The sequence below is a fragment of the Bacillus sp. JJ675 genome, from assembly GCF_036963165.1.
GTDB lineage: Bacteria > Bacillota > Bacilli > Bacillales > Bacillaceae > Bacillus > Bacillus glycinifermentans.
Genome location: NZ_JBALMR010000024.1, coordinates 40,761 through 56,640, shown reverse-complemented (window position 1 = coordinate 56,640; position 15,880 = coordinate 40,761). Strand labels below are relative to the sequence as shown.

Below are 15,880 nucleotides of genomic sequence, written 5' to 3'. Positions count from 1 at the left end.
GCCGCCTGAAAGGGCGGCTTTTGATTGATTTGCGGGATCAACTTCTGAACAACCTGCTGAACAATCCCTTCTTTTTCCGCTTATCAGGCTGGGATTCCCGAACCGGTTCTGTTAAAACTCCTTTTTTCTTGGCTTCCTTCAGCCACGCAGGAAATTCGTTGAGAAGCGACTCATACAGTTCATCATCTGAAATGCGTTCTATATCTTGAATATGCAAAAAATTGGCGTTGTCAACAACGCGGCCTTCCAGCGCATCAATCTTTTTCAGAAAATCAAAATTTCCGCCGCCGATTCCGACAAACTGCCAAAATAACGGTTTATCCGAGGACGCCTCGATAATGGGTTTTATCGTTTTTTTGCAGCCTCCGTCATTGATAAAAATGATAAAGGCAGGCTCTGAGCCGGGTTCTTCCGTCATGTATTTTTTCAAAACATCTTTCATGACCGGGGGTTCATCATTCCTTCCGAATTTATGAATCGAATCATTGTTGATAATCTCCCGGTCTACATACCCTGAAAAATCTTTTTCGGTAACCGGCGCCAAACGGGAAAATTCGTTATCATACACCCAAACATCAAGCACCCCGTCGTCATCAAACCGATCGGCGACAGCCAGCACCCTTTCAACCGTCTTCTGAACGGTTCCATTTTTATAAAGAGACCTCATTGATCCTGTAATATCCAAAACCAAGCCGACCCGCGCCGTAACTTTCGTTAGTTGTTTTTTCTCCAAAACGATGTTCAAGCTTTTCTTTTGCAGACTGATCGAGTTCATTTGCAAATCTACTTTTTGTTTGTATAAAGCTATTACGAATCCAACATATCGCAGGTTTCAATTGAGAAAAACCCTTCAGATTTCGATTATGATGATAAGATATAGATCAATAGAGATTACATGCACGCAGAGAAATTTTCCCCTTATTTCAATAACAATTGCTCAATCATTAGAAACGGGGTTTTGCACATGATCAAACGCAACCGTACACGACAGGCCTCGCTCGTGATCGCGGCCATGGCGGCGGGATTGGGTTCACGAAAAATAGCAGGGCTGCTTCCGGACTTTGTCAATGCCTGTTTAGGCGACGCTCTTTGGGCCCTGATGATTTTCTTCGGATTCGGTTTTTTATGTAAGACGGCGCGTACAAAAACTATCGCGTTCATGGCGCTGGTGTTCTGCTATTTAATAGAATTCAGCCAGCTGTATCATGCCGGGTGGATCGACCGGATTCGAGGCACCGCACTGGGCGGGCTTGTGCTCGGCTATGGATTTTTATGGACCGATTTATTGGCCTATTTGCTCGGAATTGGAACGGGCATCCTTTTCGACCGCGCGATGCACAAACGAAAAAAACAGCTGTAAAGCTGTTTTTGAGGAAAATATACGCACTTTTATTTTGTGACTTTCTGCTGTTTAAAACCCGCTGGACAAGTCCGATAATAAAAGAGGATGGGTTCGATACGTAAAGCGTGATGTAGGCCGTCATTTCCTGCAGCCGGCAGATGATTTCCTCCTGTTTTTTCGACATGTCCAGTGTCTCTATCCTTTTTGGCAGGAGGAACTACATCGTTTATCTCTTCCCTATAATCGTCTGCCGCATGCTTTACGGTTTGCCCATCTCTGTTGTTCTATGGACTTTTCCCCAATACTCCGAAGTAAAAAATGCCGCCCCGCACTTTCATCCAGCCTTCTTCATTTGATGCGTTTCAATTCATGATTTTCACTTATTCCATAAAAGAAAGCCCCGTTCGCACGCCGAGCTTTGAATAAAACCGTGAGAATCTATTGTTTAAGTGTGCTGTGTTTATAAGAATAACCGAAATAAACCGCCGTTCCGGCCAGCAGCCAAACAGAAAAATAGAGCCATGTTTTCATCGGCAAATTCGCGATCAGAAACAGGCAGAAGCCTATCGAAAGAATCGGAAGCAGCGGCACGAACGGAACTTTAAATCCTCGCGGCAGGTTTTTTTCGGTTTTGCGCAATATGATTACGGACAGGCTCACCATCAAAAAGGTGAGCAGTGCGCCCATATTGGCTAAATCAGACAGGTTTTTCAAATCGACAAACCCGGCGATGAACGCTGTTAACATCCCGGTGATCCATGTATTCCATACCGGTGCCCCCGATTTTTTCCCCGCTATTGAAAAAACTTTCGGCAGCAGCCCGTCTCTGCTCATGGCAAACGAGATTCTCGTCGCCGCAAAGGTATTCGCAAAAATCACCGCCATCAGCCCGATTACCGCACCGACCGAAATGATTTCCGCCACCGCGTTTTGATTGACTACCTGTAAAACGTAAGACATGGCCTCAGGGACGTTCAGCTGGCTGTACGGAACCATGCCCGTCATCACCAGACAGACGAGGATATAAATCATCGTACAGATCACTAAAGATCCTATAATGCCGATCGGCAAATTGCGCTGCGGGTTTTTTACATCCTCGGCTGAAGCAGAAATGGCATCAAACCCCAAATATGCGAAAAACACCGCCGCCGCTCCGGTAATGACGCCCTCTGCACCGAACGGCATAAAAGGCTGCCAGTTTTCAGGCTTCACGTAAAAACTGCCGGCAATAATAAAGAGCGCGACGATTAATATTTTTACGATCACCATTGCATTGTTAAACTTTTTGCTTTCTTTCGTTCCCTTTGACAAGATCCATGTGATGACGAAGGTAATCAAGATAGCGGGAAGATTCATGATTCCGCCGTGTTCGGGCGTGGTCAGCAGCTGTTTCGGAATGGACAGTCCAAACCCTTCGAGCAAGTTGTTAAAATAGCTGGACCACCCGCTTGCAACCGCAGACGAGGTGACCATATATACCGACAGCAGCGTCCAGCCCATCAGGTGGCCGACGATTTCTCCCATGGTTGTATAGGAGTAAATATAAGCGCTTCCATATACAGGGAGTGCGGACGATATTTCGGCATAGCAGAGAGCAGCCAGACTGCAGGCAACAGCAGCAAGGATGAACGAAAAAATAACAGCCGGTCCGGCGTCCTGTGCCGCCGTTATCCCGGTCAGCACCATAACCCCCGTTCCGATAACGGCGCCGATTCCCATCAATGTTAAATCAAACGCTCCCATAGATGGGTTGTGTTTCCGCTTTTGATGTTGTGCTAAAAGTTGTACTACATCTTTTTTCTGAAATAAGTTTCGCAAAAGCCTTTCCTCCAAATACAAAGCCGGAAAAATACAGATTTCCTTAACTCTGATTGTTTTGCGTATCAAATGTTGTCATTTCAAGCTTTATGATGCGTGGATATGCTATGTATTCCAATATACACCCCGTTCCATCAGCTTCGTACAAAACAAAATCCCCTAAAAAATGGACAGTATTTATAGTAAATGAAAAAGGCCGCAATGTAAAATAATGTCCTTTCTCACAATACGAAAAGCGCCCGGCAGGCACCGTGCGCTTTACAAAGAGCATATCGCGGCTGAAAGCCGCTTTTTACTGTCGGTAAGGGTATTTATCGTTATGCAGCATATAATATTCCAGCACGCGTTCCAGCCATTCTTCCTCTTCCTTTGTATAAGGCGAAGGAATTTGATTCACAAACTCCTCTGTTTCAGCTGTATCGACGCTGCCGAAGGCCGCCAGAACATCCTCGCCGACAAACTGAAGGCTCATCTTCATATGCCGATTTGCCATCTCTTGCACCTCGGGATCGTCAACGGGTTTTCCCGCCAGTCTTTTGACTTGTTTGGCCAATTGAATAAAGGATTTATCCAATGATGCCATTTCTTCTTCAGGTTTGTTGAACAACCGGTCGGCGGCTCCTTCCGGCATATTCCGCTCAAGCCATTCGCGCTGATCTTTCTCTGTTTGGATGATGTTGATCAGGCTCATGAAAATAGCCCCGTCTATTTCTTTTTCTTCCTCCAGAAGACCGATCATCCGGCTGATTGCTTTCAATACGGTTTCAATATGCTCCTTTTTTCCTTCAAGCTCTTTCTTTTGATTGCGCAATGTTTCAATCAGACTGACGTCAAAGCTGGAATCGTTCATGAGCCGCGCAATTTGCTCAAGGCTGTACCCCAAAAATTTAAAACACGTGATCTTATGCAGCGTCATTTCATCCTGATCCGTGTAAAGGCGGTGTCCTGAGCTAGGGTGCTTCTCAGGCTTGAGCAGCCCGATTTCATCATATTAGTGCAGCGTCCTGATCGATGTGCCGGTTTTCTCGGAGAAAACCCCGATTGTATAATATTGATCTTTTTCCATCTTTGTCATCCCCCTCATCGACGATCATAACGCCTCACGTTACCGGAGGTGCAAGTTTTATTTATTTGAAGAATTGCACGAATGATGGACCCATCGGGATGCTTCATCGTTATGTTTTTCCCGTCGGTACTTCCCGAATGTCGCGAATGATCTCAGAACCGCCGTTCTACGAACTATTTCTTAAACTCCTCTACAGAATCGACTATCAAGGTTGCTTTTGTTTCCAAAGAAAGGCTCTAAGGCCTTTTGCGGTGCTGCTAAAATAATAAAGCGGCCAACTGCAGCGGTTTCCAAGCCCGCTTCGCGATATTGAAACCTCTGTTCAGCTTGAGAGCCAGACAGCTTTTCATAAAATGAGATAAGGCGGGTATATGCCTTTATGACTTGCAAGAACACGAACCCTTTCGTTCATCTGTTTTTATGATAACACTAAAGCGATGACGAATTTACGATTCCCGCTCTATGATGTTTTCCAATTCCCTCTTCACATTCGCTGCCCCAGGGCCGATAACAATCTGGATATCATGCCTTCCGATCTTGATGACGCCGTGTGCTCCGGCTTGCTTTAATTTGGTTTCTTCAGCAAGTGAGGTATCGGTTACTTTCATCCTCAGCCGCGTCATGCAGTTGTCGCATGCGATCACGTTTTCTCTTCCTCCGATATGCTGGAGAATATTAGCCGCGATCGTTTCATAGCCTGAATGCTTTGTACCCGGTCCGCTTTTTGCCGGAGCTTCGGCATCCTGTTCCCTGCCGATGACTGGAACGTTTCGCTTTGTAATGACGAGATAAAAGGTGACGTAATAGAGGACAAAGAATGCGAGGCCGACCGGAATCAACAATAGACCCCGATCAGATAAATTCAGATTCAGCGCATAGTCGATTGCTCCCGCTCCCCACGAGAAACCGTGCCGAATGCCGAGCAAGTACAGCACCATGCCGGCAAGACCCGTGTATACAGAATGGAGGAAATACAATAGGGGCGAGGTAAACAAAAACGTAAATTCAATCGGCTCGGTAATGCCGGTAATCAACGATGTGGCCGCTCCGGAGGACATCAGCGCCTTCGTTTCTTTCTTCTTCGTTCTGGCGGCCCGTGTGATGGCTAAGGCAATCGCCGGAATGCCAAACATCATCGTGACGTAAAATCCGCCGAGAAAATACCCGGCTGCCGGATCGCCATTCAGAAACCGCGTAATTTCGCCTGTCACCGTTTCCCCTGAAGCCGTTTCAAAACGTCCGAGGCCAAAATAAACATACGTATTCATGACATGATGAAGGCCGAACGGCAGCAAAAACCGGTTGAAAAAACCGAAGACAAATATCCCGAAAGCCCCCAGCCCGACAAGCATTTGACTAAAAGCATCGATTCCCGCCTGCGCATAAGGCCATACGACGGAGAACAAACCCGCGATCGGGATCATCACCAAAATGATCATTGTAATCGGAAACTTTTCACCGCCAAAAAAAGCGAACATGCTTGGCAGCCGTGTTTGATGAAATCGATTATAGATGAACGCAGCCACAAGCCCCGCAACTACCCCGCCGAACACGCTCATATCAAGGTTCTGATTCAGGATGCCGAGCCCTTCCTGCAAGACGGAAACCGCCAAAAATCCCGTCAAGGCGGGAATGCCCTTATCCTTTGTATTGGCAAGCCCCATGGCAATGCCGATCGCTATCAAGATGTCCATATTGTTCAAGATGACGCCCGACGCCTGAAAAAGCGGAATGTCGAGCATGTCTTCAGCAGACAGCCGAAGCAGAAGTCCCGCAGCCGGAAGGGCAGCTATCGGAATGAGCATCGATTTGCCGAGCTTTTGAAGAAAATGTTTCATCTCCTCTCCCCCTCTTATAGATCCCTGAATGTTGACAGGCGTACGTCCGGCAGCGACTTCACCCGCCCTACGGTCTCTCGGTCGATCAAAAACTCCAGCTCATCGGCCCGCGGATAAGTAAACGAGGAATTCGCCAAAAGCGCTTTATCAAGGTAAGCCGGATGCGTCATGACCTCTATCGATTCACAGTCATTGAAAAGCCGGCTGACGGCTTGTTCGTCCTGTAAAGCGGTTTCGAGAACGGGTTCGAAACGGTCCGTCGTTTTGATCTGTTCCAATGCCGCATGCTCCATGTTATTTCTGACAGGCAGCCCGTATTCTTTCGCCAATTTTAAAAACACTTCCGTAATCCCGGCATAGGAGTTGATATGATGATGGCTGTCCATATGAGTCGGCTTAAGGCCTAATTCATACACTGTTTCGATTTGCGCTTTCCACTCGGCATACACTTCTTCCAAATCGACAGTGAACGCTCCCTGATAAAAAGAAAGCCGCCGAAAATCCCCCTTCACATCAACGATTGTCCGATGGCCAGGCAAAATCGGCCTTCCGCATGTCAACACCAGATGTACGCCGACTCCCAAACCCGGACACGCTTCGGCAAGCCCGGCTGCATGTTCGGCTCCCGGCATATTGGCCATTAAGGTCGCCGAAGTTAAAATCCCCAGGTTGTGGGCATCGATAATCCCATAATTGACGCCTCTTGAATAACCAAAATCGTCAGCATTAATGATTAATTTTTTCACCGTGATGTCCCCTTTGCGATGTTTTGGTGTCTTTATCAAAATATGCCGGGTCCGGCCTTTTAGCATGTTGCAGCGATTTAGCGGGCCGCAAAACAAAGAAAAAAACCCGCTGCTGAACAATGTTCAGTTAACAGGTTTTTCCTATGTACATATTGCTGTTCGACGATAAACTTCGCTCTATCCCCTCTCGTGATGATCCAGAGCGTATTCGCCTTGATCATCATAGGTAAGTGATTCAGACAGGAATACCGGGGCACCGACGTTGATGTGCAAATGCCCGCTGATCGTACTATGAGCCTGTACACTCTTCTTGAACAAGAACGGGTGTGCAATTTTCCAAGGAATATAGAATGTATTTCAAACTTCAAAAGAAGACGGGTAGCATGTTTGGATTCCTTCATACGAGGAAAAACTAAAGTAAACCTCATACGAAGGAGTGAATGGGGATGGAACATGTCAAAGCTCTTGCGATTAAAGGCATCATGACGATTGTGATTTTGTATCTTGTACTCGGTCTCGGTTTCGGCTTTACTTTTGGACATACCCTCTTGATTACGGTAGTTTTAGGCGCCGTCTCCTACTTGCTTGGTGACTTGTTTATTTTGCCGAAAACGAGCAACATCACCGCCACGCTGGCCGATTTGGGCGTCGCATTTCTTGTTGTCTGGCTGCTTTCACGTACGATGGGAGTGGAGGGTGGCCCCTCCGCACTGGCCGCATTTTTCGCAGCAGTCGCCATGTCGGTCGGTGAATACATTTTCCATTTTTACATGATGAATAAAAACCTCGGCTTTTTCAATCACCGTCAAATGGAAACACGGACGGACTAGTGGCGTCCAAAACGAAGAACGTCCCATGTTACAGGGACGTTCTTTGTCTAGCGAATCGTAAACCGGCCGATTTGGCCGCATTCTTCGGCAAACCAGATCCCGCCACACGCTGCGGCGATGCCGTGCGGTTCAGCATGCTCCGCAGGAATGGGATATTCGGTGATGTCTCCTTTCACCGTGATCCTCCCGATTTGATTGGCGCCCCACTCCGTGAACCAGAGCGCGCCGTCTTCACCTGAGGTGATGGCGTGGGGCCGGGCGTTTTCGGAAGGAAGCGGGTATTCGCAGATCTCCCCCGAAACAGTGATCCTCCCGATTTGATTGCCGTTTATTTCAACAAACCACAGGGCGCAGTCCGGACCAGCCGCAATCCCGACCGGTCCGGATTGATCAGTCGGAATCTGAAACTCCCGGATGTCGCCCTCCGGCGTGATGCGGCCGATGGCGTTGTTTTGGTTTTGCGTAAACCAAAGCGCACCGTCCGGACCGGCAACAAGGAATGAAGGGAATGAACCAGAAGACAGTTCATACTCCGTAAGCTCTCCTGATCGGGACACCCTGCCGATTTTATGGCCTGCCATGTCCGTGTACCATACGGCACCGTCCGGCCCTTCCGTGATTCCGAATGGCGCCGTTCCAGCCGGAAGCGGATATTCGGTCAGTTCACCCTGAACCGTGATTTTTCCGATTTTCCCGGCTTTATACTCTGTAAACCAGAGCTCTCCGCTGCTTCCGGCGGCGATGATCGACACGCCGGCATCAGGCGTCGGAACGTCATATTCAGTGATCTGTCCGGCTGCAGTGATTCTGCCGATCCGGTTCCCTTTCTGCTCGGTAAACCAAAGCGCACCATCCGCGCCTCTTGCGATTCCGTATGGTCCTGATGCAAGATCAGGCAGCGGATATTCGTTTATGTTCAACTGCATGGCTAATAATCCCCCTGTATGTGTTGATTTTTCTGAATAGGAGGCGATGCAGCCGCACAGCAAGAAGAACTTCTTTACTATAGAAGCACATGACAAATCCTATTCAGAAAAAGGACGTTACATTTGGCAAAGTCGAATAGACGTATACGATGATATGCTTGTAACGGATTTTTCTAAAAAGGATTATAAGATCATGTGCTTTTTTCACCCTTCCGATTTTTTTACAGTATATCACATATCGGACGTTCATCTGAAACATTACGAACTCCTTTCAATTTGATTACAAATTGGAAAATCGATTCCAAATGGTTTCTTTTTTATTGAATATCATTTAGAATGCGCACTAGATCATTTTTTTGCGATCTGACTTTTTGTTCAAGAAAGGAGACACACGTTGATGAAAAAACTGATTTCGTCTCTCATGATCGGATTCATGGCTCTCGCTCTCGCCGCCTGCGGTTCAAATGAGGAAAGCCAAAAATCAAAAGCCGATGATCAGGCAAAAACAACGCAAAACGCACAGGATCAAGAGAAACAAATGAAGGCGATGCAGAAAAAGCTCGATAAGCAAAAAGTGGATGAGAAGAAAACCGTTGCAGTCGTCAACGGCAAAAAAATCACCGGCAGCGACTACAACAGCTTATTATCAACCGCACAAATGCAATATCAGCAAACCGGACAAGACCCGACGACAGCTGACGCGGCAAAGCAAATCAAAAAACAAACGCTCGACAGCCTTGTCGGACAAACCCTCCTTCTTGAAGAAGCCGACAAAAAGGGCTATAAAGCGTCTGCCCAAGAAATTAACAAACAGCTTGATGAAAGCAAAAAGCAGTATAAAAGCGATAAACAATTCGATGCCGCTTTAAAAAAAGCCGGCTTAAACATGTCCGAATTCAAATCCGAAATAGCCGACAACATCAAAGCTGAAAAATATATCAAGAAAGAAGTCCCGCAGGATAAAGTAACAAACGAAGAAATCAAATCATACTATGATCAATACGCTGCACAGCAAAAACAAAGCAAACAAAAAACGCCGAAGCTCGAAGACGTGAAATCACAGATCAAAACAATGCTCGAAAAGCAAAAGCAGCAGGAAAAGCTCGGACAACAGGTTGAAAAGCTGAAAAAGCATGCGAACGTAGAACTTAAAATATAAAAACAAGGACCGCCGGTTTTGTCCGGCGGCCTTTTTTTCGCATCCTATTCCAATGACCCGATCGCAGCAACGACATCTGCTTCGCTGAACGTTCTAATCTGCTGAACAAGTGTAATCATGTAAAAGGATAAATCGAGAAAATACATCTAATTCAAAACATCAAATTTGAGAGATAAAAGGACTTATTTTTTCTCCATATTCGAATTCTCATTTAGTTGACGAAGTAATTTTTTAAACCCGACATCACCCATTGATGAAAACTCAAGCTTTCCATTAGAACCAAATAAACAAAAACTTGGTACTGCTTGAATGTGACAAGCTTGAACAATATGATAGTTCTGATCCAGTACAATCGGTAATGAAAACCCCTTCTCTGTAGATTTTTCTTTAACTAACTCGATAGATTTTTCTTCTTCTGAATAAGGGACGTGAACAGCAATTACCTGCAAATTATTAAATTTATTTGTTTCTTTCAGTACATCACCAGATAGTTGCCTACAGTTTATACAACTGACAGACCAAAAATAAAACAGGTACTTTTGTTTTCTCTTAAGATCAACTCCTCCCTCCTCTACATTTATCCATGGTAAATCATTTGGAATTAATGGAACGGTAATTTCATTTTTCTTCATAAAAACCCTCCATTATTTTTCTTTTAACTGTGCAGCAATAATTTTCCCCAGGGCTTCCTCTGCCGCAAACGGAGCAACCAATCCGGATGGGTTCTCTTGTTCGTGTTTTAAACATTCATACATTTTTCGTTCAATTTTAGAAGGTTCGATCCAGGCTATTGCCCAAGACGCCCAAAAGCAAGGGGGACCATCCATATTTTTAGCAATCTCAATAAGGTATGGAAGGCTGCCTTTACCAATTCTCATTAATGAAATAGCCGCCGCCATTCTCGTTTCTTCCTTCTCGCTTTTTAGAAGTGATGCGAGTTCTGGTGACGCTTCGCTAGCATCTTCACCAAATTCTCCTAAAACAGCTGCAGCAATATTGCGTAAAGAGCCCTCTTCCTTCAATGCTTCAATCAAAACTGGAATTGCTGCTTTTCCAGTCTCCTTGAGTTCCCCAATCGCTTTAGTAACCGTAACTTCGTTTTTATTTGCAAGATTTCTTACAGATTGCGTTAGATTTTTTTTTGATTCCAATTTCATTTGTCCCTCCAAACTTTTCAGTTTATCAGTTTCCCTATAATTAACGACAGAAGAATAGAAAAGAGAAATGTTCCTAAACACAGATAGTTAAAATAAGTACTTCTTCTATATTTATAGAATAAAAACCATGTCCAACCTCCTGTTCCGATCAAAATTACCGGAAAAATAAACACAACAGCTTTTTGAGCAATAACAAAAACAATGAATAAAAAGAAGATGCTCACAGCACTATTTATTAAAAAATATTTATAATAGGAAGTTAAAGAAATCGACGGATCTTTTTGTCGTGTTTGAACAAATGATACCCAACGAATTGTTAGTAAAAATATATACCCCCCTATCCCATACATTATGAAAAGCAAGGCTTCTCCAACTGAAGACTGGTCAAATATTTGACGTGCCACAACTGATACAACCAAAAGAACGAACAGCCATATAGTATTTGAAACCTCAAGCAAAAGCACTTTTTTCCACAATGAACCCGGGAGCAGAAATAAATCGCCAGATTTTGCATGACGAACTAGGCCCGAATAATAAGAACTAAAAAAAGTAGCACATACAATTAAAGTGAAAAGAAGATTAAATACATCTGGATATTTTGACATTAAATATGGAAACAGGAGTAACAGAAAAGCAAAATGAGACATATGAAAAAATAAATTTTTTTTAACTAGTAAAATCTCTACCCATAAAAATGAAAAAACACCGACTAATCCTTTCAACCCCCACCAAGTTTGCTTTTCTTTAAAGTGGTCTTGGCCTAAACCTACATTACTATCTTGAAATTCCGCCCAAAATTCAGCTTCTTTAACCAATTTTTCTTTACTCTCTATTTTATTTGAAGTAAAGTGAATTATTACAATAGATATAAGAATTAATCCTAACATTATAAATTCAACCGGAGAATAAAAATGCATGAGAATGTTGCCGAATTCACCAACTTGATCCCCCGCTACCCTCCAAAAACTTGGCGGCCGATCATTAATAAAAGAGTAATAGAGAGTTACACAATAAAACACACTTAGAATCAGTGTAAAAAAAGTAAATATAAACTTTACGCTTCTGACTGCTCTTGTGCATGAAACCGCCATAATCCAAGTCTCCATTACAATGATTAAAAGTACCAGACCTATAGCTTTTCCGGTCAAATTTATGTAATGTTGTTTCCATAATAGTAAAATAAGATCACTTGCGATGCCGGAGCACAACCATAGTAAACCCTTCCAAATAGCTTTCCAAACTAATGCCGCATAAATGATCTCGGATAACTTATAAGGTGCAGTATATAGCCAAATGACATCCTCCATCTGGCTGGGAATACGGTTTGATAAAAGACCAAAGCACGTATAGACAATAAAAGCGCCTGTCAAGATCCATCCTGTTAAAGGTGAATTCCAAGTTTCCGTTTTTGCTATAAAACCAATTTGGATAAGTATTGCCCCTAAAAACAAAAACAAAATTAAGAAAGGGAGCTTTTTTTCTTGTTCTTGTTTGAGAATTTTTCTTTTTGACTGAAGAAATAAGAATGACAGAATATTAATCATCCGACCAATCCCCCAGGAGATCGATTACTTCCTGTTTCCAAGCTAAATAGTCCTTTTGATTTTCGGGGACATCAATCTCTTTTATAAGTATCCCATCTCGAATCAATAAAACACGATGAGCAGTTTCCAGCACAAAATCAAGACTATGAGTGGAGACAAGAGCTGCTGCTCCTTCGTTTTTTGCTTTATTAATCAGCCACTGAGAGAGCCATTGTTTTGAAGGAATATCTAAACCTACTGTCGGTTCATCCAATATGTATAACAATGCGTCTTGAATGATTGCCCCAGCTAAAACAGCACGTTGTTTTTGTCCTCTGGAAAGCTGTCCAGTTATCCGATCGGCCTTTCCTTCCATGTTCACTTTTTTTAACGCTTCTTGGACCTTCTCTTGTATGTTTTCTTTAATATTAAAAGCTTTTGCTCGAAACTGAAGATGTTCGGCTACGGTTAAAGAGGGGTACAAATAAGGTTGATCTGGAATTAAAGCAACCATCCGTTGAACTCGATTATCACCTGGCCTCAGACCGTTTATTTCAATATCACCGTTATCAGATTTATATAAGCCTGTAATACAGCGGATTGTCGTTGTTTTGCCCGCTCCGTTAGGACCGAGCAAAGCAACGATTTCCCCTGCGTGAATTGAGAAAGATAGTTGATCAATTCCCTCTCCATTATGATATTTTTTTGTTAAATTTTTGACTTGCATGATTTTCATATTTACCTTCTCCTCATTGTTAGAATGAAGATTGATTCGTATTTTTGCCAAATTGAAGTTTTTTTCTGACTTTATAATCCCATAGCGGCTTACAGACCAAGATGAGGTTATGAATGAAGTGAGCAGCCAATACTGATATAAATCCATATTGTAGGAAGACAAACCCTAGTAAGCATCCAAAAAGGGTAAGATGCAACCATCGTATCCACCTAGGATGATAGCCTGTTCCTTGATGCATTATTGCCCATAAAACTGAGGAAACCAAGACAGCAATCACCATATTATCAGTTAGCAACCAAATTGTAGGAATCATAAGAAGTCTATACACCGTCTCTTCTGATAAGGAACTTTGAAGACTGATATTTAGTCCTTGTCTAAATGTAAAGCCGGACAAATAGACAGTGCGATTTGAGAGTTCAGGAGAGATACGTAATAATTTTTTCTTTTCAAGAACTGTAAACATGGCAGCAGACAGCCCCAGGCAAGCAAGCCCTATGCTTATTCCGCTTAATACTTGAGAAGCAGGGTTATCCCATACTGACCATTTCATGCTGTACCCTACAGTATTTCCGGCTAATGAACATATAAATACGACAAATCCTGTTGATAAACCTGCAAGAATAGTAGACAAAGTTCCAAATATATACACCATCTTTACACTTATCCTTGAATCGTATGCATTTACAATTGTTAATTGTATATCCTCTTTTAAAGTTAATAGATTGCAACATATAAGAATCCCTCCCAGTATCATACTAGTTGTGACGTCCGCGCGAATGTCCATGTTAATTAATACCATGATTGCTGCAATTACAGCAATTAAAGACCCTATTACCCCCGTCATACCTAACGTCGATTCAAGGTGCTCTTTTTTTACTGCAACACCCATTTTCTCTGTTAGGATTTCTTGTTCACTTCCAATACTTAATATACAGCCATTATGTAATTCAACCGTCATTTTCATTCTGACATTATCCGACTCGGCAATATACCAATAAGTCGTGATATTTTCAAGAGCTTCTTCTTTTTCACCTGCTCCACTTACTTCCGCTTGGCTCCATAGTCCTTCATTTGAAGCAGCAAGTTCTAATTTCAGCTGCTCTGGAGAGATTTTAGAAACTTTCTTGGGCAATTCTCTTCGTGGTACATCCGCATGAAAAAATGTAATTTCTCCCTTTGAGTTCACTCCAGCTATAATTGATTTATTTTGATTTACAAAACGAATTCTCCAAGACTCGACCAATCCCCAATGATACAGGACTTGTCGAACTTTATTTAGTAAACCTAAATGATGCAGTTTGTTAACAGTATCATGGTCATACCAATACATTGCATAACAATCCCAATCAGTTACATCTATCCCGACATAGCGCTTAATAAACTTATTGCAAATTAATCGAGCAGTATCTTTATCAAGCAACAAAGATTGGTAAATTAAAGGCTTAAATTTATGAAATAAAAGTAAGCCTATCACAGAAATAGAAATCCATAGAATAATAGTCAAAACAGTCATGACTTAACCTCATCTATACGTATTTGACTAAACGGCAGATCAGGTTCTGATAACTCTATTTTACCTATACATCTACAATGCTTCGCATTACATTTTGCTTGCATTAAACGTTCAGGCGAACCGATATCTAACATACTATCTTCCAAGATATGTCCAATTGCTGATTCCTCAATTTGACACGGTGTTACATAACCATCAGCTCTGATATACCAAGCCAAATATCCAGGTGTACAAAAGTCAGTTACACCATTTTTTTCTTCCTCCCAATCGATAATGATAATTTGATCTCCCCAATCACTAATCGCTTTTTTAAGCTGTTGCTTTACTAAACGCTCTGTTTCTGAAGAAATGTCTCTTGTATCTGAAGCTCTTCCCACATTAAGTGTTCTTCCTGCCCTAAAAATAGTGGCGCCAGATTCGACAGAATTCTCAATGACCTCCAAAACCTCACAAGCATTTAATTCATTTATAGTCATAGCTACTATGACAGAGAGAGAAGAATCGGTCATTCGCTTGACATTTCTCATACTTTCTTTAAAACTGCCTTTTCTCCCTCTAAGGAGATCATGAGTATCGGCACTCCCATCAATACTTATCTGTACACATACATTCCCTAAATGTTTAAGAAGTTCTATTTCTTCATCTCTCCAATTCAATCCATTACTAAAAAGATTTACATTGGTAAATAATGAACTTGCTGCAGTGATAAGTTCTTTAAATCCCTTAATTAATTTTGCTTCACCACCAGTAATTGTAATATCTGCCACACCATGTGCAGCAAGCTTCTCCATTACCTCTATCCATTCGAAAGCATTCAACTCGTTTTGATAAGGTTTACCTGAACTTGCATAACAAAACGAACAACTCAAATTACAAGAGTTTGTAAATTGAAGTGTGCAGCTAATAGGTAAATAAGACTTTGTAGAGCCGGTAATCATTAACCGTTTATCTAACAATCCTTCTGTCCATGCAGCAGTGAATGGGTGCGTACTTAATTCTTCTTTTAATTTATCAGCACTCATTTCCTCCTTCGTTACTATTTCCCATATTCTTGCTGTTTTTTGCAAGCTATTATTTTCAGCCAGTAAAAGAGCAAGCTGCACTCCCCTTCCACTAAGCCTGTAATAGAACATACTTTTACGATCTACCAATAAAGCACCATGTGGCTGAAGGTGTACACTTAGTTCCATTTCCGATAATTCTCCCAATAAAGACATAGAATCCCC

15 protein-coding genes and 2 pseudogenes are annotated in these 15,880 nt (G+C 42.8%); 3 read left to right on the top strand and 14 right to left on the bottom strand.

Annotation, left to right across the window (positions count from 1 at the left end):
* Positions 1–37: 37 nt before the first annotated feature.
* Entirely contained in the window at positions 38–775 is a 738-nt protein-coding gene (locus tag V7126_RS07240) for a vWA domain-containing protein (RefSeq protein WP_175075297.1), read from the bottom strand.
* A gap of 189 nt (positions 776–964) precedes the next feature.
* Between V7126_RS07240 and V7126_RS07235 the strand changes: the two genes are divergently transcribed.
* A complete protein-coding gene (locus V7126_RS07235; protein ID WP_175075298.1) occupies positions 965–1,360 on the top strand; it encodes a DUF2809 domain-containing protein in 396 nt (131 codons plus the stop codon).
* A 420-nt stretch (positions 1,361–1,780) separates the two neighbouring features.
* Here V7126_RS07235 and V7126_RS07230 read toward each other — a convergent pair whose 3' ends face one another.
* From V7126_RS07230 to V7126_RS07205, 6 genes and pseudogenes are all read right to left on the bottom strand, one after another.
* Positions 1,781–3,160, bottom strand: coding sequence for an amino acid permease (locus V7126_RS07230; protein WP_175075299.1), 1,380 nt, complete (start codon positions 3,158–3,160; stop codon positions 1,781–1,783).
* A gap of 292 nt (positions 3,161–3,452) precedes the next feature.
* Positions 3,453–4,226 (bottom strand): annotated as a pseudogene (locus tag V7126_RS07225) (MerR family transcriptional regulator).
* A 180-nt stretch (positions 4,227–4,406) separates the two neighbouring features.
* The gene (locus V7126_RS07220) at positions 4,407–4,616 is read right to left on the bottom strand and encodes a hypothetical protein (RefSeq protein ID WP_175075300.1); all 210 of its coding nucleotides are present in this window, start codon (positions 4,614–4,616) and stop codon (positions 4,407–4,409) included.
* Between the two features lie 56 nt (positions 4,617–4,672).
* Entirely contained in the window at positions 4,673–6,064 is a 1,392-nt protein-coding gene (locus tag V7126_RS07215; RefSeq protein ID WP_175075301.1) for a PTS transporter subunit EIIC, read from the bottom strand.
* A 14-nt stretch (positions 6,065–6,078) separates the two neighbouring features.
* Positions 6,079–6,810 carry a carbohydrate deacetylase gene (locus tag V7126_RS07210; RefSeq protein ID WP_175075302.1) on the bottom strand — a complete coding sequence of 244 codons (732 nt, stop codon included), beginning with the start codon at positions 6,808–6,810 and terminating at the stop codon, positions 6,079–6,081.
* A gap of 77 nt (positions 6,811–6,887) precedes the next feature.
* A pseudogene (locus tag V7126_RS07205) lies at positions 6,888–7,167 on the bottom strand (hypothetical protein); the annotation flags it as partial.
* Between the two features lie 89 nt (positions 7,168–7,256).
* Here V7126_RS07205 and V7126_RS07200 point away from each other — a divergent pair.
* Positions 7,257–7,640, top strand: a complete 384-nt coding sequence (locus tag V7126_RS07200; RefSeq protein WP_175075303.1) for a YndM family protein — start codon at positions 7,257–7,259, stop codon at positions 7,638–7,640.
* Between the two features lie 47 nt (positions 7,641–7,687).
* Here V7126_RS07200 and V7126_RS07195 read toward each other — a convergent pair whose 3' ends face one another.
* Positions 7,688–8,566: a Vgb family protein gene (locus V7126_RS07195; RefSeq protein ID WP_175075304.1), complete on the bottom strand. Its 879-nt coding sequence runs from the start codon at positions 8,564–8,566 to the stop codon at positions 7,688–7,690.
* 397 nt (positions 8,567–8,963) lie between these two features.
* Between V7126_RS07195 and V7126_RS07190 the strand changes: the two genes are divergently transcribed.
* Positions 8,964–9,725 carry a SurA N-terminal domain-containing protein gene (locus V7126_RS07190; RefSeq protein ID WP_175075305.1) on the top strand — a complete coding sequence of 254 codons (762 nt, stop codon included), beginning with the start codon at positions 8,964–8,966 and terminating at the stop codon, positions 9,723–9,725.
* A 182-nt stretch (positions 9,726–9,907) separates the two neighbouring features.
* On the opposite strand, the gene V7126_RS07185 is transcribed toward V7126_RS07190, so the two are convergent.
* The 6 genes from V7126_RS07185 to skfB are packed head-to-tail and all read right to left on the bottom strand — an operon-like array spanning position 9,908 to position 15,871.
* Positions 9,908–10,357, bottom strand: coding sequence for a TlpA family protein disulfide reductase (locus V7126_RS07185; RefSeq protein ID WP_175075306.1), 450 nt, complete (start codon positions 10,355–10,357; stop codon positions 9,908–9,910).
* 12 nt (positions 10,358–10,369) lie between these two features.
* Complete coding sequence (locus V7126_RS07180; protein WP_175075307.1) at positions 10,370–10,882, bottom strand: HEAT repeat domain-containing protein; 513 nt, start codon at positions 10,880–10,882, stop codon at positions 10,370–10,372.
* Between the two features lie 17 nt (positions 10,883–10,899).
* On the bottom strand, positions 10,900–12,426 hold the full coding sequence (gene skfF / locus V7126_RS07175; protein WP_175075308.1) for a sporulation killing factor system integral membrane protein: 1,527 nt from the start codon (positions 12,424–12,426) through the stop codon (positions 10,900–10,902).
* Positions 12,419–13,141 (bottom strand): ABC transporter ATP-binding protein, encoded by a 723-nt coding sequence (locus V7126_RS07170; protein WP_046129071.1) that lies wholly within the window; start codon positions 13,139–13,141, stop codon positions 12,419–12,421. The genes skfF and V7126_RS07170 overlap by 8 nt, the downstream gene beginning before the upstream one ends.
* A gap of 19 nt (positions 13,142–13,160) precedes the next feature.
* Positions 13,161–14,654: a CPBP family intramembrane glutamic endopeptidase gene (locus V7126_RS07165; RefSeq protein WP_175075309.1), complete on the bottom strand. Its 1,494-nt coding sequence runs from the start codon at positions 14,652–14,654 to the stop codon at positions 13,161–13,163.
* Positions 14,651–15,871, bottom strand: coding sequence for a sporulation killing factor system radical SAM maturase (skfB, locus tag V7126_RS07160; protein WP_175075310.1), 1,221 nt, complete (start codon positions 15,869–15,871; stop codon positions 14,651–14,653). Before skfB ends, V7126_RS07165 begins: the two co-directional genes overlap by 4 nt.
* Positions 15,872–15,880 lie beyond the last annotated feature (9 nt).

What these genes read in the sequence shown, in the direction of transcription:
- skfF (WP_175075308.1), bottom strand. Translation starts at nt 12,426, where the DNA reads ATGATTAATATTCTGTCATTCTTATTTCTTCAGTCAAAAAGAAAAATT.
- V7126_RS07170 (WP_046129071.1), bottom strand. Translation starts at nt 13,141, where the DNA reads ATGAAAATCATGCAAGTCAAAAATTTAACAAAAAAATATCATAATGGA.
- V7126_RS07195 (WP_175075304.1), bottom strand. Translation starts at nt 8,566, where the DNA reads ATGCAGTTGAACATAAACGAATATCCGCTGCCTGATCTTGCATCAGGA.
- V7126_RS07215 (WP_175075301.1), bottom strand. Translation starts at nt 6,064, where the DNA reads ATGAAACATTTTCTTCAAAAGCTCGGCAAATCGATGCTCATTCCGATA.
- V7126_RS07200 (WP_175075303.1), top strand. Translation starts at nt 7,257, where the DNA reads ATGGAACATGTCAAAGCTCTTGCGATTAAAGGCATCATGACGATTGTG.
- skfB (WP_175075310.1), bottom strand. Translation starts at nt 15,871, where the DNA reads ATGTCTTTATTGGGAGAATTATCGGAAATGGAACTAAGTGTACACCTT.
- V7126_RS07185 (WP_175075306.1), bottom strand. Translation starts at nt 10,357, where the DNA reads ATGAAGAAAAATGAAATTACCGTTCCATTAATTCCAAATGATTTACCA.
- V7126_RS07235 (WP_175075298.1), top strand. Translation starts at nt 965, where the DNA reads ATGATCAAACGCAACCGTACACGACAGGCCTCGCTCGTGATCGCGGCC.
- V7126_RS07180 (WP_175075307.1), bottom strand. Translation starts at nt 10,882, where the DNA reads ATGAAATTGGAATCAAAAAAAAATCTAACGCAATCTGTAAGAAATCTT.
- V7126_RS07240 (WP_175075297.1), bottom strand. Translation starts at nt 775, where the DNA reads ATGAACTCGATCAGTCTGCAAAAGAAAAGCTTGAACATCGTTTTGGAG.
- V7126_RS07190 (WP_175075305.1), top strand. Translation starts at nt 8,964, where the DNA reads ATGAAAAAACTGATTTCGTCTCTCATGATCGGATTCATGGCTCTCGCT.
- V7126_RS07165 (WP_175075309.1), bottom strand. Translation starts at nt 14,654, where the DNA reads ATGACTGTTTTGACTATTATTCTATGGATTTCTATTTCTGTGATAGGC.